16 protein-coding genes are annotated in these 20,998 nt (G+C 70.4%); 11 read left to right on the top strand and 5 right to left on the bottom strand.

All coding sequences use genetic code 11. The features are described from left to right. Positions 1 to 15 precede the first annotated feature (15 nt). The 3 genes from rpsA to R0145_RS11390 all read left to right on the top strand — a co-directional run bounded on the left by rpsA (position 16) and on the right by R0145_RS11390 (position 4,370). Positions 16 to 1,476 (top strand): 30S ribosomal protein S1, encoded by a 1,461-nt coding sequence (gene rpsA / locus R0145_RS11400; protein ID WP_317836963.1) that lies wholly within the window; start codon positions 16 to 18, stop codon positions 1,474 to 1,476. 222 nt (positions 1,477 to 1,698) lie between these two features. Then, entirely contained in the window at positions 1,699 to 3,795 is a 2,097-nt protein-coding gene (gene uvrB, locus R0145_RS11395) for an excinuclease ABC subunit UvrB (RefSeq protein ID WP_317836962.1), read from the top strand. Then, a complete protein-coding gene (locus R0145_RS11390; protein ID WP_317836961.1) occupies positions 3,792 to 4,370 on the top strand; it encodes a class I SAM-dependent methyltransferase in 579 nt (192 codons plus the stop codon). Before uvrB ends, R0145_RS11390 begins: the two co-directional genes overlap by 4 nt. Positions 4,371 to 4,401: 31 nt before the next feature. Here R0145_RS11390 and R0145_RS11385 read toward each other — a convergent pair whose 3' ends face one another. The 4 genes from R0145_RS11385 to R0145_RS11370 form a co-directional block, all read right to left on the bottom strand. Then, positions 4,402 to 5,097: an MBL fold metallo-hydrolase gene (locus tag R0145_RS11385; protein ID WP_317836960.1), complete on the bottom strand. Its 696-nt coding sequence runs from the start codon at positions 5,095 to 5,097 to the stop codon at positions 4,402 to 4,404. 5 nt (positions 5,098 to 5,102) lie between these two features. Further along, positions 5,103 to 5,849, bottom strand: coding sequence for a maleylpyruvate isomerase family mycothiol-dependent enzyme (locus R0145_RS11380; protein ID WP_317836959.1), 747 nt, complete (start codon positions 5,847 to 5,849; stop codon positions 5,103 to 5,105). A gap of 91 nt (positions 5,850 to 5,940) precedes the next feature. Beyond that, the gene (locus R0145_RS11375) at positions 5,941 to 6,933 is read right to left on the bottom strand and encodes a LysR family transcriptional regulator (protein ID WP_317836958.1); all 993 of its coding nucleotides are present in this window, start codon (positions 6,931 to 6,933) and stop codon (positions 5,941 to 5,943) included. A 112-nt stretch (positions 6,934 to 7,045) separates the two neighbouring features. Then, positions 7,046 to 7,414 carry a YciI family protein gene (locus tag R0145_RS11370; protein ID WP_317836957.1) on the bottom strand — a complete coding sequence of 123 codons (369 nt, stop codon included), beginning with the start codon at positions 7,412 to 7,414 and terminating at the stop codon, positions 7,046 to 7,048. Positions 7,415 to 7,580: 166 nt separating this feature from the next. On the opposite strand from R0145_RS11370, the gene R0145_RS11365 reads away from it, so the two are divergent. Both R0145_RS11365 and uvrA read left to right on the top strand, forming a co-directional pair. Further along, positions 7,581 to 8,339: a DUF4389 domain-containing protein gene (locus tag R0145_RS11365; RefSeq protein WP_317836956.1), complete on the top strand. Its 759-nt coding sequence runs from the start codon at positions 7,581 to 7,583 to the stop codon at positions 8,337 to 8,339. A gap of 222 nt (positions 8,340 to 8,561) precedes the next feature. Then, a complete protein-coding gene (gene uvrA / locus R0145_RS11360) occupies positions 8,562 to 11,468 on the top strand; it encodes an excinuclease ABC subunit UvrA (protein WP_317840222.1) in 2,907 nt (968 codons plus the stop codon). A gap of 4 nt (positions 11,469 to 11,472) precedes the next feature. Here uvrA and R0145_RS11355 read toward each other — a convergent pair whose 3' ends face one another. Further along, entirely contained in the window at positions 11,473 to 11,904 is a 432-nt protein-coding gene (locus tag R0145_RS11355; protein WP_317836955.1) for a Rieske (2Fe-2S) protein, read from the bottom strand. A 219-nt stretch (positions 11,905 to 12,123) separates the two neighbouring features. Between R0145_RS11355 and R0145_RS11350 the strand changes: the two genes are divergently transcribed. The 6 genes from R0145_RS11350 (at position 12,124) to whiA (ending at position 20,995) form a co-directional block, all read left to right on the top strand. Next, on the top strand, positions 12,124 to 14,808 hold the full coding sequence (locus R0145_RS11350; RefSeq protein ID WP_317836954.1) for a sodium-translocating pyrophosphatase: 2,685 nt from the start codon (positions 12,124 to 12,126) through the stop codon (positions 14,806 to 14,808). 5 nt (positions 14,809 to 14,813) lie between these two features. Beyond that, positions 14,814 to 15,905 carry a glycosyltransferase family 1 protein gene (locus R0145_RS11345; protein ID WP_317836953.1) on the top strand — a complete coding sequence of 364 codons (1,092 nt, stop codon included), beginning with the start codon at positions 14,814 to 14,816 and terminating at the stop codon, positions 15,903 to 15,905. A 126-nt stretch (positions 15,906 to 16,031) separates the two neighbouring features. Next, a complete protein-coding gene (gene uvrC / locus R0145_RS11340) occupies positions 16,032 to 18,032 on the top strand; it encodes an excinuclease ABC subunit UvrC (RefSeq protein ID WP_317836952.1) in 2,001 nt (666 codons plus the stop codon). A 53-nt stretch (positions 18,033 to 18,085) separates the two neighbouring features. Then, positions 18,086 to 18,955, top strand: coding sequence for an RNase adapter RapZ (gene rapZ, locus R0145_RS11335; protein WP_317836951.1), 870 nt, complete (start codon positions 18,086 to 18,088; stop codon positions 18,953 to 18,955). A gap of 1 nt (position 18,956) precedes the next feature. Further along, positions 18,957 to 19,919, top strand: coding sequence for a uridine diphosphate-N-acetylglucosamine-binding protein YvcK (locus R0145_RS11330; RefSeq protein ID WP_317836950.1), 963 nt, complete (start codon positions 18,957 to 18,959; stop codon positions 19,917 to 19,919). An 89-nt stretch (positions 19,920 to 20,008) separates the two neighbouring features. Next, the gene (gene whiA / locus R0145_RS11325) at positions 20,009 to 20,995 is read left to right on the top strand and encodes a DNA-binding protein WhiA (protein WP_317836949.1); all 987 of its coding nucleotides are present in this window, start codon (positions 20,009 to 20,011) and stop codon (positions 20,993 to 20,995) included. Positions 20,996 to 20,998 lie beyond the last annotated feature (3 nt).

Raw genomic sequence — 20,998 nt, 5'->3', positions numbered from 1 at the left:
CCGGAGCCCTACTACATGACCTCCTCCCTTGAGGCTACGCCTCAGGTCGCTGTCGACGACTTTGCTTCTGCAGACGAGTTCGCCCAGGCAGTCGACGGCACTATCAAGTACTTCAACGACGGTGACATCGTCACCGGCACCGTGGTCAAGGTCGACCGTGACGAGGTCCTCCTCGATATCGGTTACAAGACCGAGGGTGTTATCCCTTCCAAGGAACTCTCCATCAAGCACGACGTGGACCCCTTCGAGGTCGTCCAGGTCGGTGACGAGGTCGAGGCTCTCGTCCAGCAGAAGGAGGACAAGGAAGGTCGGCTGATCCTGTCCAAGAAGCGCGCCCAGTATGAGCGCGCCTGGGGCACGATCGAGCAGATCAAGGAAGAGGACGGCGTGGTCACCGGCCGGGTGATCGAGGTCGTCAAGGGCGGTCTGATCGTGGATATCGGCCTGCGCGGCTTCCTGCCTGCGTCCCTGGTCGAGATGCGTCGTGTCCGGGATCTCCAGCCGTACGTCGGCCAGGAACTCGAGGCGAAGATCATCGAGCTGGACAAGAACCGCAACAACGTGGTCCTGTCGCGGCGTGCCTGGCTCGAGCAGACCCAGTCCGAGGTCCGGCACAACTTCCTCAACCAGCTCCAGAAGGGCCAGATCCGCAAGGGTGTGGTGTCCTCGATCGTCAACTTCGGCGCGTTCGTCGATCTCGGCGGTGTCGACGGCCTGGTGCACGTCTCGGAGCTGTCCTGGAAGCACATCGACCATCCGTCCGAGGTCGTCGAGGTGGGCCAGGAGGTCACCGTCGAGGTCCTGGACGTCGACATGGACCGCGAGCGCGTCTCGCTGTCGCTGAAGGCGACCCAGGAGGATCCGTGGCAGGCGTTCGCCCGTCTGCACCAGATCGGCCAGATCGTCCCCGGCAAGGTCACCAAGCTCGTCCCGTTCGGCGCGTTCGTCCGGGTCGAGGAGGGCATCGAGGGTCTGGTCCACGTGTCCGAGCTGGCCGAGCGCCACGTCGACATCCCGGAGCAGGTCGTCTCGGTCAACGACAAGGTCATGGTCAAGATCATCGACATCGACCTCGAGCGTCGCCGGATCTCGCTGTCCCTCAAGCAGGCCAACGAGAGCATCGACATCAACGCCGAGGACTTCGACCCGACGCTCTACGGCATGGCCGCCTCGTACGACGACCAGGGCAACTACATCTACCCCGAGGGCTTCGACCCGGAGACCAACGACTGGAAGCCGGGCTTCGACGAGCAGCGGGCCGCCTGGGAGTCGCAGTACGCCGAGGCACAGCGTCGCTGGGAGCTGCACAAGCAGCAGGTCGTGGATGCCGAGAAGGCCGAGGCCACCGCGGCGGTCGACGCCGGCACCTCGTACTCCAGCAGCGCCGTCCAGGAGTCCGATGAGCCGGCCGAGGGGTCGCTGGCTTCCGATGAGGCCCTGCAGGCCCTGCGTGACAAGCTGACCGGCTCCCACTGAGCGTACGGTCCGGCTGTGCCGGCCAGTGCCCTGACGCTGACCGGGTGCACGGCTGAGTGGTGTGCATGAACGACGAAGGCCCCCGCCCTGTGCGGGGGCCCTTCGTCGTTCTGATGGTCCGGCGGATCGTGGCGTGGTGCGGTCCGCTGCCAGATCTCCGCTGACTGTGGTCGCGCTGTCGCTCGGATCGGCGTTGTCGGTGCCACCGCGTACGCTCGGAGCATGCGTCCGGTCAGTCACATCACCCGTCGTGTCGCCCCGTTCCACGTCGTCAGCGATTTCGCGCCCGCCGGTGACCAGCCGCAGGCGATCGACGAGTTGCAGCACCGGATCGAGGCGGGGGAGAAGGACGTGGTGCTGCTCGGCGCCACCGGCACCGGCAAGACCGCCACGGTCGCCTGGCTCGCCGAGCGGCTGCAGCGGCCGATGCTGGTGATGCAGCCGAACAAGACGCTGGCCGCCCAGTTCGCCTCCGAGCTGCGCAACTTCTTCCCGGACAACGCCGTCGAGTACTTCGTCTCGTACTACGACTACTACCAGCCGGAGGCGTACGTCCCGCAGACGGACACCTACATCGAGAAGGACTCCTCACTGAACGAGGAGGTGGAGCGGCTCCGGCACTCCGCCACCAACTCGCTGCTGACCCGCCGCGATGTCATCGTGGTCGCCACCGTCTCTGCCATCTACGGCCTCGGTACGCCGCAGGAGTACGTCGACCGGATGCTCACCCTGACCGTCGGCGAGGAGTACGAACGCGACGACCTGATGCGCCGGCTGGTCGAGATGCAGTACGCCCGCAACGACCTGGCCGGCACCCGCGGCACCTTCCGGGTGCGCGGCGACACGGTCGAGATCTTCCCGATGTACGAGGAGTACGCGGTGCACGCCGAGTTCTTCGGCGACGAGCTGGAGTCGCTGTCGACAATGCACCCGGTGACCGGGGAGGTGCTCAGCGAGGACCACGAGATGTACGTCTTCCCGGCGACCCACTACGTCGCCGGCCCGGAGCGGATGAACCGCGCGTTGAAGGGGATCGAGGCGGAACTCGACCACCGGCTGGTGGAACTGCACGACCAGGGCAAGCTGGTCGAGGAGCAGCGACTGCGCCAGCGGACCGGCTACGACACGGAGATGATGCGCCAGATCGGCACCTGTTCGGGGATCGAGAACTATTCCCGGCACATCGACGGCCGCGGGCCCGGCACCCCACCGAACTGTCTGCTCGACTTCTTCCCGGAGGACTTCGTCCTGGTCATCGACGAGTCACACGTGACCGTCCCGCAGATCGGCGGCATGTACGAGGGCGACATGTCCCGCAAACGCACCCTGGTGGACTTCGGGTTCCGGCTGCCCAGTGCGATGGACAACCGGCCGTTGAAGTTCGACGAGTTCGTCGAGCGGATCGGGCAGACCGTCTACCTCTCCGCCACCCCCGGCACGTACGAGCTCGAGCGGTCCGCGGGCGTGGTCGAGCAGATCATCCGGCCGACCGGACTGATCGACCCGGAGGTCATCGTCAAGCCGACGAAGGGCCAGATCGACGACCTGATCGGCCAGATCCGGGAGCGCACCTCGCGCGGCGAGCGGGTGCTGGTCACCACCCTCACCAAGAAGATGTCCGAGGACCTCACCGACTACCTGCTGGAGCACCAGATCCGGACCCGCTACCTGCACTCGGAGATCGACACCCTGAAGCGGGTGGAGTTGCTGCGCGACCTGCGGCTCGGGGCGTACGACGTGCTGGTCGGCATCAACCTGCTCCGCGAGGGCCTCGACCTGCCCGAGGTGTCACTGGTGTCGATCCTTGACGCCGACAAGGAGGGCTTCCTGCGCTCCGACCGGTCGCTGATCCAGACGATCGGTCGCGCCGCCCGCAATGTGGCCGGTCAGGTGCACATGTACGCCGACCGGATCACCCCGTCGATGCGACTGGCGATCGACGAGACCAACCGGCGTCGGGACGTGCAGATGGCCTACAACCGGGCGCACGGTGTCGATCCGCAGCCGCTGCGCAAGAAGATCTCCGACATCACCGAGATGCTCGCCCGGGAGGATGCCGACACCGACGAGCTGATGGCCCGGACCGCCGGCCGGGGCTATCACACCCTGGACGGCCCCACCTCACCCGCCGTCGAGTCCGGGGCGGTGCGAGACCTGTCCGGGGTGCCGTCGATCGAGCTCGCCCAGCTGGTGCAGGACCTCACCACGCAGATGCACGACGCGGCCGCGGAACTGCAGTTCGAGGTGGCGGCCCGGCTCCGCGACGAGATCGCCGAGCTGAAGAAGGAACTGCGCCAGATGGTCGAGGCCACCCGATGACCACACCGGACGCCGCCACCTGGGACCGTCGCTACGCCGAGCGCGACCACCTCTGGCGGTCCGATCCGCATGAGATGGTGCCCACCGTCGTCACCGGTCTGGCGCCCGGCCGGGCCCTCGACGTCGCGGCGGGGGAGGGGCGCCACGCCGTCTGGCTCGCCGAACGCGGCTGGGAGGTGACTGCGATCGACTTCTCCGCCGTCGGCCTGGGCAGGGGCGAGGCGGAGGCCCGGCGCCGCGGCCTGGACGTCACCTGGGTCGTCGACGACATCACCACCTGGGCGCCGCCGCACGACTACGCCCTGGTGCTGGTCTCCTTCATGCACCTGCCCGCCGACGTCTTCGGCACGCTCCGCCGATACGTGGCGCCGGGCGGGCACCTGCTGGTCGTCGGCCATGCCCGGCGCAACCTCACCGACGGGGTCGGCGGCCCGCAGGACCCGGCCATGCTGCTGGACCTCGACCAGCTCCGGGCGGCGGCGGGGGAGCTCACCGTACTCCGCCTGGAGGAGACCGAACGGGTTACCCCGACCGGGACGGCCATCGACATCGTGCTCGACGCCCGCCGGGACTGACGGGGCTCACCGGATCCGTCTGAGCCCGCGGTCACCAGCCGCGGCGGCGCCATTCGTCGAGATGTGGTCGCTCCCGGCCGATCGTGGTGCTGTCCCCGTGTCCGGGGTGCAACACGGTCGGGTCGGGGAACCGGTCGAAGACCTTGCCGGCGGCGTCCGAGAACAAGGAGTCGAAGTCGGCCGGTGAGCTGGTCCGGCCCAGTCCGCCCGGGAAGATCGCGTCCCCGGTGAGCAGGTGACTGGGCCCGGTCCCGGGGGAGACGACCAGCGTGATCGATCCTGGGGTGTGGCCGACCAGCCCGATCACCGCCAGGTCGAGGTCGCCGCACCGGACCCGGTCACCGTCCCACAGTCCGGTCTGGACGGTGCCGGTCCGTTCCTCGATGGCCGTACGGTCCGGTTCGCCGCAGACCAGCCGGGCCCGGGTACGCTCGGCCAACTCGCCCAGCGCCCGGAGATGGTCCGGATGCCGGTGGGTGGTGACGATGACGCCGACCGTACGGCCCGCCAGCACCGCGGTCAGCCGGTCCGGATCGGCCGCGCAGTCGACCAGTACGACCGGGCCGTCGCCGCGCGCGACGACGTACGCGTTGTTGTCGGTCGGCCCCACCGACACCTTGGTCAGGGTGAGGTCCGCCAGCTCGATCAGCCGCGCCGGCCCGCCGGGCGTGACGTGGAACCCCGGGGCGGGGGTGTTATCCGGGTGGGCCCGGTCCGACGGCGCCACCGGCGTCACCATGACGGAACGGCCACCGCGTCGGCACCGGCGACCGCGTCCGCGCCCAGCCGGCCGGCCAGCCAACCGAGCAGCCGCTGGGGAGCGCCGGAGACCTCGGTGGGGGTGACGGCGGATCCCGCCGAGTCGTGCTCCGCGGCCTCGGCGGCGGGGGTCCGCCACTGCCGACCGTCCGGCCCGACGAGCCGCAGCGCCGGTGCGCCGGGCTTGCGGCCGATCCGGTCGACGGCCCAGTCCAGGACGATGGCGGCGACCACCGGATCCAGGTCGTCGAAGCCGGTCCCGATCGCCAGGTCGATATGGTGGATGACCACCTCGGCCAGCCGGCCCAGCGGCAGCGTCGCCACCGGCACCCGGCTGTCCCGGAACGGCACCGGCATGGCCCAGTCCCGCACCTCGTCGAACGCGTGCTCCAGCCGACCGCAGGCGGTGTCGAGGTCCTCCTGGATCTGCAGACCGGTGCGATCGGCCCCGGCCCGGATGCCGGCGTCCCGGGCGTCGGGGGACGGGTACAGCGGGACGTCCTCGCCGCGCAGCGCGCCCTCCACCACGCCGCGGAGGGCGTCGGCGTGGCGGGCGAGGTGGGCGGCCAGTTCGGCGCGGCTCCATCCGGGGAGAGCACTGGGCCGGGCCCAGTCCTCGTCGCTCACCTGGATGGTGGCGCCCAACAGGTCGTGCGTGGCCGTGCTGAGGGCGGGGCGGACCTGGGACAGGGTCTCGAGGCCGGGGGTGTCGGTGCTCACCGGTCCACGATAACCACGGCGGGGGGATCGGCGACAGGATTCGGGGCGACGACGAGGGCGGCGACGATGAGGGTGGTGGTCCCCCGACCGGTCAGCCCATCCGGCCGGGGGCCGCGTACCGCCGGGCGTGGGCCAGGGCGATCCCCAGCAACTCGCCGGCGAGGTCCGGGGGCCGGCCGCCCTTCGGCCAAGCGACCTGCAGCGGCCGGGACAGCGCCAGGTCCGCGACGGCGACCGTCGTCACCCGGCCGGTCCGGATCCACCCGGCCGCGTCGAGGCTCCCGACCACCCCGGGGGCGATGCCAGCCGCCACCGCGGCCAGCACGGCGGCAGCCGACGCATACTCCTGCCGTGGCGACACCGGGTCGTACGCCGCCAGCGCGCGGTCCACCACCCGTCGGGTCGATGCGTCGGTCGACTGCAGGACGAGCGGCGTACGGGCCACCTCCGCGGCGGAGACCGGCGACTCGCGCCGGGCCCACCGGTGGTGCGGCGCGACGGCGACGACCAGCCCCTCCGTCCCGAAGGTGAGCACCTCCAACCCGGCCGCCCGGGCCGGTTCCTCGGTGAAGCCGAGACTCACCTCGCCGTGCGAGACGAGGTACAGCACCTGACCGGAATCCGCGACGGTGAGGTCCACCTCGACCTCGCCGGCCGCGGTGAAGGCAGGGGTGTCCTTCGGCGCGCCGCTGCGGTACCACTGGGGTGCCCGGGCCCGGGCGGTGCTGCGCAGTTCGGCCACCCACATCGGCAGCAGGTGCTCGGCGATCAGCGGGGTCGCCGCGACCGCCACCCGGGCGGTCCGCTCCCGGCGCAACAGCGCCACACCGTCCACCAGGGTCTGCGCCTGGCCGAGCACGGCGCGGGCCCAGGTCACCACCAGCGCGCCCTCGGGGGTGAGCGACGAACCGTGCGGCGTACGCTGCAGCAGCTCCAGCCGCAGCTCGCGTTCCAGACCGCGCAGGGTGCGGGAGGCGTTCGGCTGGGCCATGTCGAGGGCCCGCGCGGCGGCCCCCACACTGCCGTGCTCGGCCACCGCGACCAGGAGCTCGAGGGCATCGGGATCGGGCCAGCGGTGTGTCATCGCCGTCCCTCCGACCCGCATCGTGCACCGGGGACGCGGCGAACGGGCCGGTCCTGTGCTGCGGGGCGGCGACCCGTCACCGACGGCCGATCGCTGCGCACTCCGGCCCGGGTCAGCGCCACTGCCCATCGACGAACGAGGTGGCCGAGGTCCTGACCTCGACGATGCCGTACGTCGCGCCGGGGCACTTCTCTGCCCAGGCCAGGGCGGTCGCGCGATCGGGGACATCGAGGACGAACACGCCCATCAGCGGTTCGGTGGCCGGGGCGAACGGCCCGTGCCGGGCGTCCACGGCCCAGGTCCGCCGGGTCAGGCTGGTCCCCTCGGCGGGCGCGGTGAGGACCTCGGCGGCGACCAGCACGCCAGCCGCCTCCAGCTCCCGGCCGTACGTCCCGAACGCCTCCTGCATGGCCGCGATGGCCTCCGGCGACACCTCGCCGGGCTTCGGCTCGGCATTGTTCAGCAGCAGCACGCAGCGCATGATGGGCTTCTTTCTCCAGGCGTCTCCCCCGGGTGGCCGACCTCGGCGTTCTTCTCCTCCCAGAGTGGCCGACGCCGGCGACGCTGGCAATGGCGGCCACGGGCGCGGTCGCCCCGGATCGCCCGATCCTCGGACCCGACCGCCGGATCACGACCATGATGGTGGCATGACTGTTCCGCTGCAAGGACCCGACGTGGTCCAGTATCCGGTCATCGTCGAAGGCGCCGCGGTCCCCGCAGCGTCGCGTGGGTTGTGGCTGGTGAAGTGGCTGCTCGCCATCCCCCACCTCGTCGTCCTCTGCCTCCTCGCGGTCGGCGCGGTCGTCGTGTGGATCTGGGCGTTCTTCGCCGTCCTGATCACCGCGCAGTACCCCAGAGCGGCGTTCGACTACCTGCTGGGTGTCATGCGGTGGGCCTGGCGGGTGCAGTACTACCTGTACGACGTCGCCGCCACGGACGCCTACCCGCCGTTCACCCTCGCCGACCGACCGGACTACCCGGCCCGACTCGACGTCCGCTACCCGGAGCGGCTGTCCCGTGGTCTGGTGCTGGTCAAGTGGTGGCTGCTGGCCATCCCGCACTACATCATCCTGGCCGTCCTGTTCGGCACCTCGAACGGGAACACCAGCAGCGAGGAGACGGTTCGGCTGAACTGGCCGGGGGTCGTCCCGATCCTGGTGCTGATCGCCCTGATCGCCCTGCTGTTCAGCGGCCGTTACCCTCAGCAGCTCTACGCGCTGGTGATGGGGTTCAACCGCTGGGGGTGGCGGGTCGCGGCGTACGCGGCGCTGATGACCGACCGGTATCCGCCGTTCCGGCTCGACCAGGGATCGTACGAGCCGGGTGGTCCCCGTCTCGGCCAGGGTGCCACGACACCGCCCGGCGTCCTTCCCGGCGGCGACGTCACGGCACCGCCCGGCCGGTGACCGCAGGGCTCACCCGCTCTCCCCGGAGGGACCGCCCGGCCCGAGGAAACCGGACTGTCAGAGCCATGTGCATAGGATTGCCGGGTGAGCACCCGCCCAGTCCGCCGAGTCGATCCCCTCGACACCCGCTCCTCCGAGTCCGCACCGGCGTCCGACCGGAGCGCCCTGGGGGAGCTCGAGGTGCTCGGCCGAGCGGCCGGTCACCCTGCGGGCACCGGCGGCCTGGACCGCATCGTCGTGCGCGGGGCGCGCCAGCACAACCTGCGCAACGTCTCGTTGAGCCTGCCGCGGGACGCGATGATCGTGTTCACCGGGCTGTCCGGGTCGGGCAAGTCGAGCCTCGCCTTCGACACCATCTTCGCCGAGGGCCAGCGCCGCTACGTCGAGTCGCTGTCCTCGTACGCGCGGATGTTCCTCGGTCAGATGGACAAGCCGGACGTCGACTTCATCGAGGGGCTGTCCCCGGCCGTCTCGATCGACCAGAAGTCGACCAGCCGCAATCCGCGCTCGACGGTGGGCACCATCACCGAGGTGTACGACTACCTGCGTCTGCTCTGGGCCCGGGCCGGGCACCCGCACTGCCCGGTCTGCGGGGCGCCGATCAGTCGCCAGTCGCCCCAGCAGATCGTCGACCGGCTGATGGCGCTGGACGAGGGCACCCGGCTGCAGGTGCTCGCCCCGGTCGTCCGCGGTCGCAAGGGCGAGTACGCCGACCTGTTCCAGCAGCTCACCACCCAGGGCTACGCCCGGGTCCGGGTGGACGGCGAACAGCACCAGCTCACCGACCCGCCGAAGCTGACCAAGCAGAAGAAGCACGACATCGACGTGATCGTCGACCGGGTGGTGGTGAAGCCGAGCGCCCACCGGCGGCTCACCGACTCGATCGAGACCGCTCTCGGGCTCACCCAGGGGGTGGTGGCGATCGACTTCGTCGACCGCGACCTCAAGGACCCGGAGCGCGAGATCCGCTTCTCCGAGCACCTCGCCTGCCCCAACGGGCACGATGTCAACATCGACGAGCTCGAGCCGCGCCAGTTCTCCTTCAACTCGCCGTGGGGTGCCTGCCCGCAGTGCGGCGGCATCGGCACCCGGATGGAGGTCGATCCGGACCTGGTCATCCCGGACGACCAGTTGTCCATCGCGGAGGGGGCGATCGCGCCGTGGGCCGGCTCGCACACCAGCGAGTACTTCATGCGGCTGCTGCAGGGGATGGCCAAGGAGGAGGGGTTCAGCCTCGACGCGCCCTGGCGGGATCTGCCCGCCGAGGTCCAGGGCCTGATCCTCGGCGGCCACGGGGCACCGGTCTACGTCTCTTACCGCAACCGGTTCGGCCGGGAGCGCAAGTACACCACCTCCTACGAGGGCGTGGTGCACTGGATCGCCCGCCGCCACGACGACGCCGAGACCGACACCGCCCGCGAGCGGTTCGCCGGCTACATGCGCGAGGTGCCCTGCACCGCCTGCAAGGGCGCCCGGCTGAAGCCGAGCTCGTTGGCCGTGACCGTCGGCGGCAAGTCGATCGCCGAGGTCGCCGACATGGCGATCACCGACGCCGCGGACTTCCTGGCCGGCCTGCGGCTCAGTGAGCGGGAGACACAGATCGCCGAGCGGGTGGTCAAGGAGATCGGGCTGCGGCTGCAGTTCCTCGTCGACGTCGGCCTCGACTACCTCACCCTGTCCCGGTCGGCCGGCACGCTGTCCGGCGGCGAGGCCCAGCGGATCCGGCTGGCCACCCAGATCGGCGCCGGCCTGGTCGGCGTGCTCTACGTCCTCGACGAACCGAGCATCGGCCTGCACCAGCGCGACAACGCCCGGCTGATCCAGACCCTGGAGCGGCTCCGGGACATGGGCAACACCCTGATCGTCGTCGAGCACGACGAGGACACCATCCGGGCCGCCGACTGGGTGGTCGACATCGGCCCCGGGGCCGGTGAGCACGGCGGCGACGTGGTGGTCTCCGGACCGTACGAGGAGCTGCTCGCCAACCACCAGTCCCTCACCGGCGCCTACCTGGCCGGGCGCCGCTCCATCCCGATGCCGGGGGTCCGCCGTCCCCGCACCGCCGGCCGGGAGCTGATCGTCCGGGACGCGTACGAGAACAACCTGCAGCACGTCACGGTGACCTTCCCGCTCGGCACGATGACCGTGGTGACCGGCGTGTCGGGGTCGGGCAAGTCCACCCTGGTCAACCAGATCCTCTACCGGTCGCTGGCCAAGCAGCTCTACGCCGCCAAGGCGGTCCCCGGCAAGCACCGCGCGGTGCAGGGGGTGGACCAGATCGACAAGGTGATCCACGTCGACCAGTCGCCGATCGGGCGGACGCCGCGTTCCAACCCGGCCACCTACACCGGGGTGTTCGACCAGATCCGCAAGCTCTTCGCCGAGACTCCCGAGGCGAAGATGCGCGGCTACGGCCCGGGCCGGTTCTCCTTCAACGTCAAGGGCGGCCGGTGCGAGGAGTGCCACGGCGACGGCACGCTGAAGATCGAGATGAACTTCCTGCCCGACGTGTACGTCCCGTGCGAGGTCTGCCATGGCGCCCGGTACAACCGGGAGACGCTGGAGGTGCACTACAAGAACCGGACCATCGCGGAGATCCTCGACATGCCGATCGAGGAGGCGCTGGAGTTCTTCGAGCCGATCAAGCGGATCTCCCGGCACCTGCAGACCCTGGTCGACGTCGGCCTGGGCTACGTACGCCTCGGCCAGCCGGCCACCACCCTGTCCGGCGGCGAGGCCCAGCGGGTGAAGCTGGCCGCCGAGCTGCAGCGCCGGTCCACCGGGCGGACGGTCTATGTCCTCGACGAGCCCACCACCGGCCTGCACTTCGAGGACATCCGCAAGCTGCTCGGGGTGCTGGGCCGGCTGGTCGACCAGGGCAACACGGTGATCGTCATCGAGCACAACCTCGACGTGATCAAGACCGCCGACTGGATCATCGACATGGGCCCCGAGGGCGGACGCCGCGGCGGCTCGATCGTCGTCGAGGGCACCCCGGAGCAGGTCGCCGACTGCGAGGAGTCGTGGACCGGCCGCTACCTGCGCCCGATCCTGGCGCCCGGCGGGGGCGCGGCGGGCGCGCCCGCGGACGTCGCGGTGGGACAGCCCGAGCCGCTGCCGGCCAGCTGACCGACTACTTGACGCCCTTCACGACGATCTCGTCGCCCTCCGCCACGAAGGTCGCCCGGGCCAGGCCGGTCGGTGCCGGCCCGTCGAGGACCGTGCCGTCGGCGATCGCGAAGTAGGAGTTGTGGCAGAGGCAGTGGATCCGGTTGTCGGAGGTGATCTGCCGGACCGGGCAGCCCTGGTGCGGACAGACATCGGAGAAGGCCTCGAACTGGCCGGCGGTCGGCTGGGTCACCACGTAGCCGTCGTCGGGGTAGATGACCCCCGAGCCGACCGGGATGTCGGTCTTCTTGACCCGCAGCTGACGGTTGTTCGTGGTCCGCGTCCGGGCGTTGCCGCCGGTGGGATCCGCGCTGCAGGCCGACAGGCCCAATGGGGCCGACACGGCGAGAGCGCCGGCTCCGGCGAGCTTGAAAACGGTGCGGCGCTGCGGGTGCATCCAGTTCCTCCTGGGTGGGTGGGGCGGCCGGGTGCCCGGCGGCGTGGCCCCGATGCTAGCCGGGAGCGCCGGACCGTGCGGCGCCCGGACCGTGCCGCGGCATCCCTGTGAAAAACCTCACGTGAGAGAAATGTCACCAGAGTGTCTACTACGCCCTGTCATAGACTGAGAAAGCCATAAACCGTCTGACATCTCTCGCAAGGAAGCCAGGATCATATCATGACGGACCACCATCGCGGACCACTGCCGCGGGCTTCGGCCCGCCGGTCAACCCTGAGTTCCCCTCCTCGTGCGCGGATCGCGCTCGTCGCCACCTTGGCCGTGCTGGCCACCACACTGGCCGGTTGCAGCGCCGGCGGTGGTGCTGCGACCAGCGGTGACCACCGGATCGGTGGCGAGGCGAACCTGACCCTGCCGGACCTGTCCCAGGTCGGGTTCTTGGGCGGCATCGACGGGAGGATCCTCCTCGCCGTCGGGCTGGTGGTGTGTCTGTTGGGGCTCCTGTTCGGCGTCGTGACGTACGCCCAGCTCCGCAAACTGCCCGTGCACCGCTCGATGCACGAGATCTCCGAACTGATCTACTCCACCTGTCGGACCTACCTGCAGACCCAGGGCCGGTTCCTGCTGATCCTGTGGGCGGTGATCGGCGCCGTCATCTTCGCGTACTACAAGTTCCTGGTCGGCTTCGGCTGGGGCCGGGTCGCGGTGGTGCTGCTGTTCAGCCTGATCGGCATGGCCGGGTCGTACGGCGTCGCCTGGTACGGCATCCGGGTCAACACCTTCGCCAACTCCCGGGCGGCCTTCGCGTCCCTGCGGGGGAAGCCGCACCCGGTGCACTCCATCCCGATGCGGTCCGGCATGTCGGTCGGCATGGTGCTGATCTCGGTCGAACTGTTCATGATGCTGTTCATCCTGCTGTTCCTGCCGGGGGAGATCGCCGGCTCGTGCTTCATCGGGTTCGCCATCGGCGAGTCCCTCGGCGCGTCCGTGCTGCGGATCGCCGGCGGCATCTTTACCAAGATCGCCGACATCGGTTCCGACCTGATGAAGATCGTCTTCAAGATCAAGGAGGACGACGCCCGCAACCCCGGCGTGATCGCCGACTGCACCGGTGACAACGCCGGTGACTCGGTCGGCCCGTCCGCCGACGGCTTCGAGACGTACGGCGTCACCGGCGTCGCACTGGTGACCTTCATCCTGCTCGGCGTCCACGACGTCGCGACCCAGGTGACCCTGCTGGTGTGGATCTTCGTGATCCGCGCGGTCCTGGTCATCGCGTCCGCGGTGTCCTATTTCATCAACGCCGCGATCACCCGGTCGCGCTACGCCGACGCCGACCGGATGGACTTCGAGGCGCCGCTGACCAGCCTGGTGTGGCTCACCTCGCTGATGTCGATCGCCTTCACCTTCCTCACCAGTTGGGCGCTGATCCCCGACCTCGGCTCCGGCCTGTGGTGGAAGCTCGCCATGATCATCTCCTGCGGCACCCTCGCCGGCGCGCTGATCCCCGAGCTCGTCAAGGTCTTTACCTCGACCAAGAGCCGCCACGTCCAGGAAGTGGTGAAGTCCTCCCGGCAGGGCGGAGCGTCGCTCAACATCCTGTCCGGTCTGGTCGCCGGCAACTTCTCCGGCTACTGGCTGGGCATCGCGATCATCGGCCTGATGGCCGTCGCATACGGCATCTCGACGACCGGTCTGGACGCCCTGATGCTGGCCCCGTCGGTGTTCGCCTTCGGCCTGGTGGCCTTCGGCTTCCTCGGCATGGGGCCGGTGACGATCGCCGTCGACTCGTACGGCCCGGTCACCGACAACGCCCAGTCGGTCTACGAGCTGTCGACCATCGAGGAGATCGACGGGATCGACGAGGAGATCGAGCGTGACTTCGGCTTCCGGCCGGAGTGGGAGAGCGCGAAGCTGATGCTGGAGGAGAACGACGGCGCCGGCAACACGTTCAAGGCGACCGCCAAGCCCGTGCTGATCGGCACCGCCGTGGTCGGCGCCACCACGATGATCTTCTCGATCATCATGGGCCTGACGCAGGGCATGACCCAGGGGATCGAGAACCTGTCGTTGCTCCATCCGCCGTTCCTGCTCGGCCTGATCACCGGTGGCGCGGTGGTCTACTGGTTCACCGGCGGCACCATCCAGGCGGTGACCACCGGCTCGTACCGGGCGGTGGAGTTCATCCGGGACAACATCCGGCTCGACGACACCGTCACCCGCGCCAGCGAGACCGACTCCAAGAAGGTCGTCGAGATCTGCACCCAGTACGCCCAGAAGGGCATGCTCAACCTCTTCCTCGGCATCTTCTTCGCCACCCTCGCCTTTGCCTTCGTGGAGCCGTACTTCTTCATCGGCTACCTGATCTCGATCGCCGTCTTCGGCCTCTACCAGGCCATCTTCATGGCCAACGCGGGCGGTGCCTGGGACAACGCGAAGAAGATCGTCGAGACCGACCTGCACGCCAAGGGCACCGCCCTGCACGATGCGACGATCGTCGGGGACACTGTCGGCGACCCGTACAAGGACACCTCCTCGGTCGCCCTCAACCCGGTGATCAAGTTCACCACCCTGTTCGGCCTGCTGGCCGTGGAACTGGCGGTGGCGCTCAGCGGCCGCGGGCTCGGCGTCCTGGTCACCGTCCTCGCCGTGGTGTTCTTCCTCGCTTCGGCGTTCTTCGTCCGCCGCTCCTTCTACGGCATGCGGATCACCTCCCGGCTGGACGACACCGGGGCCGAGGAGCAGCAGGACGAGGAACCGATCGCCGAACGTGCGGGGGCCGCCGCCCTCGGGACCGGTGCGGAGTCCGTCGCCGAACCCGTCGGGACGGACGGCGAGCCCGCCCCCGTTCCCCGGCGCGGAGTGCCGGCCGACCGTTCCACCGACCAGGTCCGGAAGGGGTGACCACGATGTCCGTTCCGCCCAAGGCACCCGCCAACGCGACCAAGCGGATCGCGATCAAGTTCGGCGCGCTCAGCCACGAGCCGTTGGTCGACGCCGACGGTGACGTGATCGGGCGGGGCGCCGGCCCCACCCTGGTCCGGCGCCTGCTCCGGTTGTTCCCCGACCCGATCCTGGTCGGGCCCGAGCCGCGCCGCTGCCGCGGGTTCGTCCAGCAGCCCCTGCAGTTCCTCGACGGCGACGACACCGTGGTGATCAACATGGACGTCCTCGACTCGCCGCTGGTGTGGACGGTGCTCAAGGAGGGTGCGCGCCGACCCCAGGTGATGAACTTCATCTGGCAGAACGTGTCGGAGTATCCGGAAACCGTCCGGCAGGCCTCCCTGGGGCTGTCGTTCGGGCTCTTCCCGACCTTCGCGAACTCGGAGCGCACCGCCACGGAGGTGCGGGCCGTCCTGGACACCTGGACGGTCCCGGCGCTGGCGGAGAAGGCGGTGATCGGGTGGGAGAACCTGGGCATCCACCTGCAGCGGGTCCGCCCGCACACCACCACCAAGATCCCCGTCGTCCTCTACCCGGCGGTCACCCTGGCCGCCCGCAAGCGGCCGGACCTGTTCCTCCGGGTCGTCTCCGCGGTCGCGGCCCGGACGCCGATCACCCTGGAGATGCGCCTGCTGGAGAAGGACCTGATCACCGAGAAGGCGATGCGGATCTCCCGGGAGAAGTGGACCTGGGTCGGCCCGATGGCGACCCGGGAGGACTACTGGGACCGGCTGGCCCACACCACGGCATTCCTGGCCACCTCGGCCGACGAGTCGTACGGCCTGCAGTACCTGGAGGCACTGGCCGCCGGCGCGATCGGCGTCTTCCCGGACCTGCCGTGGGCCCGCGCCCTGCTGCCGGAGGGCTACCTCTACTTCTACGACACCGAACAGCAGGCGGAGGAGATGCTCTTCCACGCGGTGACCGACCCGGAGGGCTGCCGGCGGGAGACCGCGGCCGCCGCCGGCGACCTCGACGCGTGGATCCGCAGCCGGCACAGCGACGACAGCTTCGAGCGGGCGATCGCCAGTTGCACCGCGAAGTGGTTCGGCGCCTGAGACGCGGGTCGCGGTCCGGAACGGACGGTGACCCCTGACGGAGGGGGTGGGCGGGGTCGGTCCTGGCGGACCGGCCCCGCCCGCGCGTCCCGGTCCGGGGGCGCCCCCGGACCTATGCTGGGCGGTATGGCCGATCCGTCCAGCTATCGCCCGGCGCCCGGGTCGATCCCCCTCGAACCGGGGGTCTACCGGTTCAGCGACGCGCACGGCCGGGTGATCTACGTCGGCAAGGCCAAGTCGCTGCGGCAGCGGCTGAACTCCTACTTCGCCGACCTGTCGAACCTGCATCCCCGCACCCAGGCGATGGTCACCACGGCCGCCCGGGTCGACTGGACGGTGGTCCAGAACGAGGTGGAGGCGCTCGGCCTCGAGTACACCTGGATCAAGGAGTACGCCCCGCGGTTCAACGTGATGTACCGCGACGACAAGTCGTACCCCTGGTTGGCGGTGACCTGGTCGGAGGACTATCCCCGGGTCTTCGTCGGGCGGGGCAAGAAGCGTCGCGGCTGGCGCTACTTCGGGCCGTACGGTCATGCCTGGGCGATCCGGGAGACGGTCGACACCCTGTTGCGGGTCTTCCCGATGCGGTCGTGCACTGCCGGGACCTTCCGGACCGCCCGCGCGGCCGGCCGGCCCTGCCTGCTCGGCTACATCGGCAAGTGCGTCGCCCCCTGCGTGGACCGGGTCACCGCCGAGGAGCACCGGGCGATCGCCGACGACTTCTGCCAGTTCATGGCGGGCCGGGCCACCGGCCTGGTCCGACGGCTGGACCGGGAGATGGCCGAGGCCGCGGCGAACCTGGAGTTCGAGCGCGCCGGAGTGCTGCGCGACGACATCGCGGCGCTCAACCTGGCGATGGAGAAGAACGCCATCGTGCTCGGTGACGGCACTGACGCCGACGTGATCGCGATGGTCGCCGAGGAGTTCGAGGTCTCCGTGATGGTGTTCCACGTCCGCGGTGGTCGGGTGCGCGGGCGCCGTGGCTGGGTAGCCGACCGGACCGCCGACCAGACCGAGCCGGAGCTGGTCGGGACCTTCCTCACCCAGCTCTACGGTGCCGCCGGGGAACTGGAGGTGACCGACGGCGAGGTCAACGGCGAGGCCCGGCCGATCCCCCGGGAGGTGCTGGTGCCGGTGCTGCCGGACGACGCCGAGGTCTACGCCGACTGGCTGTCGGAGCGGCGCGGCAGCCGGGTCTCGCTGCGGGTGCCGCAGCGCGGCGACAAGCGCACCCTGATGGACACCGTGACCCGCAACGCCGAGGAGGCCCTGGCCCGGCACCGGACGAAGCGCTCGGTCGACCTCACCGCCCGGACCAGGGCGCTGGAGGAGATCCAGCAGGCGCTGTCGCTGCCGACCCCGCCGTTGCGGATCGAGTGCTACGACATCTCCAACCTGCAGGGCACCGACGTGGTCGCATCGATGGTGGTGTTCGAGGACGGGATGGCCCGCAAGTCGGAGTACCGTCACTTCACCATCAAGGGGGTCGAGGGGCAGAACGACGTCGCCTCGATGTACGAGGTGATCACCCGCCGGTTCAGCCGGATGCTGCGGGAGCAGGAACTGCTCAAGGGTGCGCACGCCGGTGGGGGCGACGGTCCGGCCCTGGTGGACCCGGCCACCGGCCGGCCGTTGAGGTTCGCGTACGCCCCCTCGCTGGTGGTCGTCGACGGTGGCCCGCCGCAGGTCGAGGCGGCCCGGCGGGCGCTGGCCGACCTCGGCATCACCGAGGTGGGGTTGTGCGGCCTGGCCAAGCGGCTGGAGGAGGTCTGGGTGCCCGACGAGGACTACCCGGTGATCCTGCCGCGCACCTCCGAGGGTCTCTACCTGATGCAACGGGTCCGTGACGAGGCGCATCGGTTCGCCATCACTCACCACCGGACCCGCCGCAGCCGGTCCATGCTGGAATCCATGCTCGACGACATCCAGGGCCTCGGCCCGGGGCGCCGGGCCACCCTGCTGAAGGAGTTCGGATCGGTGAAGAAGCTCAGGACGGCCACCGAGGACGAGATCCGCGCCCTGCCGGGCTTCGGACCCGCCACCGCGCGGGCGGTCGTCGAGGCCGTCGGGTCCGTACCGCAGCGCGAGGTGCTCAACACCGCCACCGGCGAAATCACCGAGGAGTGAACGGGATGGCCACAGAAACCGTGGGTCGCGGCCCGGTATTGGATAATGGCGCCGTGGCAGCACAGGAACAGCGGGTCCTCATCGTCACCGGCCTCAGCGGAGCGGGCCGGTCCTCCGCGGCGAACGCCCTGGAGGACGCCGGGTGGTACGTCGTCGACAACCTGCCACCGAAGCTGCTGCCTGAGCTCGCCCGGTTGCTCGGTGCCGCCGGGATCCACAACCTCGCCGCCGTCCTGGACGTCCGCAGCCGGGCCCTCTTCGCCGACGTCATGCCGGCGCTGGCCGAGATCCGATCGACCGGACTCGACATCGACCCCGAGATCCTCTTCCTGGAGGCGAACGACGAGGTGATCGTACGGCGCCAGGAGTCGGCCCGCCGCCCGCACCCGCTGCAGGGCGACGGCCGGCTGCTCGACGGGGTGAAGGCCGAGCGGGCCCAGCTCGGGGCGCTGCGGTCGGTCGCCGACCTCGTCATCGACACCTCCAACCTCAACGTCCACCAGCTGCGGGACCGGGTGTCACACGCGTACGGGGGAGAGGAACGGAAGTTCCGCGCCACCGTCGTCTCGTTCGGTTTCAAGCACGGGGTGCCGGTCGACGCCGATCTCGTGCTGGACGTACGTTTCCTGCCCAATCCGCACTGGGTCCCGGAGCTGCGGCCGATGACCGGGATGGACAAGCCGGTCCGCGACTACGTGCTCTCCCAGCAGGGGGCCGCGGACTATCTGGACCGGGTCGAGGGGCTGCTCACCGAGATCGTCATCCCCGGCTACTGCCACGAGGGGAAGTGGCTGATGACCATCGCCATCGGCTGTACCGGCGGACGCCACCGGTCCACCTCGATGGCCATCGACCTCGGCCGTCGGTTGGGCCTGCGCGGCATCCCCACGTCGGTCGTGCACCGGGATGTGGAGCTGCCCTGACATGCTGGCCGCAGATCTCGGATTCGACCGTCGTCCCGCCGTCACGGCGCTGGGCGGTGGGCACGGACTCTTCGCCAACCTCTCCGCCCTGCGGCGGATCACCGACCGGCTGACCGCCGTGGTGACCGTCGCCGACGACGGCGGCTCCTCCGGCCGGCTGCGCCAAGAGTTCGACATCCTGCCGCCCGGGGACCTGCGGATGGCCCTGGCCGCGCTCTGCGGCGATGACTCCCAGGGCCGGCTGTGGGCGGAGATCCTGCAGTCCCGGTTCGCCGGCCACGGGCCGCTCGGCGGGCACGCCATCGGCAACCTGCTGATCGCCGGCCTGTGGCAGCAGGTCGATGCCGTCACCGGGCTCGACATGGTCGCGTCGCTGCTCGGCAGCCGCGGCCGGGTGCTGCCGATGTCGGCTGTCCCGCTGGAGATCGAGGCCGACGTGATCGGCTACGACCCGCTGCACCCCGACGAGATCAGCGTGCTGCGCGGCCAGGCCCGGATCGCCACCACCCGCGCCGAGGTGGCCGGCATCCGGCTGCTGCCGCAGGACCCGCCGGCGGTGCCGCAGGCGCTGCAGGCGATCCACGAGGCGGACTGGGTGATCCTCGGGCCCGGCTCGTGGTTCACCTCGGTGATCCCGCACCTGCTCGTCCCCGAACTCGCCGACGCCCTGGTCCGTACCCGGGCCCGCCGGATCCTCACCATGAACCTCAGGCCCGCCGGCGAGACCTCCGGGTTCACGCCCTCGCGCCATCTCGAGGCGCTGGCCGACCACGCCCCGCAGCTGCGGCTCGACGTGGTGCTCGCCGACCCCCGGTTCGTCGCCGACGACCGGCACCACCTGGAGGGGTTCGCCCAGTCGTTCGGTGCCGAGCTGGTCGTCGCCGATGTGGCCATGCGGGACGGCTCCGCCCGCCACGACCCGCTGCGACTGGCGGCGGCGTACGCCGAGATCATGGGCCTGTAGGGTCGCCGGAGCCGCCGGGATCGGGGCGGTCGGGGCTCTCGCGGCACTTGGCGTGCGGTCCCCGACCGTCGCTGTGGGACCATGGGGCAATGGCGATGACCCAACAGGTGAAGGCTGAACTGTCGACGGTCCCGGTCACCCGGACGACGTCCCGCGTCGCGGAGACGGCGGCGTTGCTCCGCTTCGCCGGCGGCCTGCACCTCGCCGGGGGACGGATCGTCATCGAGGCCGAACTCGACACGGGGGCCGCGGCTCGCCGACTGCGGTCCGCCATCCAGGACGTGTTCGGCTATCCGACCGAACTCATGGTGGTGAACGGGTCCGGCCTGCGCAAGGCCACTCGCTACGTCGTCCGGATGCCCACACACGGCGACGACCTCGCCCGCCGGACCGGCCTGATCGATCCGCACGGCCGTCCGGTCCGGGGCCTGCCACCGCAGATCGTCGGTGGTGACCTGGATGCTGCCGTCGCCGCCTGGCGGGGCGCCTTCCTGGCCCACGGATCGCTGACCGAGCCGGGCCGGTCGATGGCGCTGGAAATCACCTGCCCCGGCCCGGAGTCGGCGCTGGCCCTGGTCGGAGCGGCCCGCCGGGTCGGGATCAGTGCCAAGGCGCGGGTGGTCCGCGAGATCGACCGGGTGGCCATCCGCGACGGCGACGCCATCGCGGCGATGCTCACCCGGCTCGGCGCGCACGAGTCCGTGCTGGCCTGGGAGGAGCGTCGGATGCGGCGCGAGGTGAGGGCCTCGGCGAATCGTCTGGCCAACTTCGACGACGCCAACCTCCGTCGGTCCGCCCAGGCGGCGGTGGCGGCCAGCGCCCGGGTCGGGCGGGCGCTGGAGATCCTCGGTGCCGATGTGCCCGAGCACCTGCGCCGGGCCGGCGAACTGCGGATGGAGAACAAGCAGGCCAGCCTCGAGGAGCTCGGCCGGCTGCACGAGCCACCGCTGACCAAGGACGCCATCGCCGGCCGGATCCGCCGACTCCTCGGAATGGCCGACAAGCGGGCCGCCGAGTTGGGCATTCCGGACACCGAGGCCAGCCTCACTCCGGAGATGCTGGACGAGGACCAGTAAGCC

Origin of the sequence: Raineyella sp. W15-4, assembly GCF_033170155.1 — a bacterium.
In the GTDB taxonomy this organism is placed as follows: domain Bacteria; phylum Actinomycetota; class Actinomycetes; order Propionibacteriales; family Propionibacteriaceae; genus Raineyella.
This window is presented reverse-complemented; position numbering and strand designations above follow the sequence as displayed.

Excerpts from the sequence above, each read along its gene's own strand:
- R0145_RS11365 (WP_317836956.1), top strand. The coding sequence starts at position 7,581 with ATGACTGTTCCGCTGCAAGGACCCGACGTGGTCCAGTATCCGGTCATC.
- R0145_RS11370 (WP_317836957.1), bottom strand. The coding sequence starts at position 7,414 with ATGCGCTGCGTGCTGCTGCTGAACAATGCCGAGCCGAAGCCCGGCGAG.
- R0145_RS11355 (WP_317836955.1), bottom strand. The coding sequence starts at position 11,904 with ATGCACCCGCAGCGCCGCACCGTTTTCAAGCTCGCCGGAGCCGGCGCT.
- whiA (WP_317836949.1), top strand. The coding sequence starts at position 20,009 with ATGGCGATGACCCAACAGGTGAAGGCTGAACTGTCGACGGTCCCGGTC.
- R0145_RS11375 (WP_317836958.1), bottom strand. The coding sequence starts at position 6,933 with ATGACACACCGCTGGCCCGATCCCGATGCCCTCGAGCTCCTGGTCGCG.
- R0145_RS11330 (WP_317836950.1), top strand. The coding sequence starts at position 18,957 with ATGCTGGCCGCAGATCTCGGATTCGACCGTCGTCCCGCCGTCACGGCG.
- rpsA (WP_317836963.1), top strand. The coding sequence starts at position 16 with ATGACCTCCTCCCTTGAGGCTACGCCTCAGGTCGCTGTCGACGACTTT.
- uvrB (WP_317836962.1), top strand. The coding sequence starts at position 1,699 with ATGCGTCCGGTCAGTCACATCACCCGTCGTGTCGCCCCGTTCCACGTC.
- uvrC (WP_317836952.1), top strand. The coding sequence starts at position 16,032 with ATGGCCGATCCGTCCAGCTATCGCCCGGCGCCCGGGTCGATCCCCCTC.
- R0145_RS11345 (WP_317836953.1), top strand. The coding sequence starts at position 14,814 with ATGTCCGTTCCGCCCAAGGCACCCGCCAACGCGACCAAGCGGATCGCG.
- R0145_RS11350 (WP_317836954.1), top strand. The coding sequence starts at position 12,124 with ATGACGGACCACCATCGCGGACCACTGCCGCGGGCTTCGGCCCGCCGG.
- R0145_RS11390 (WP_317836961.1), top strand. The coding sequence starts at position 3,792 with ATGACCACACCGGACGCCGCCACCTGGGACCGTCGCTACGCCGAGCGC.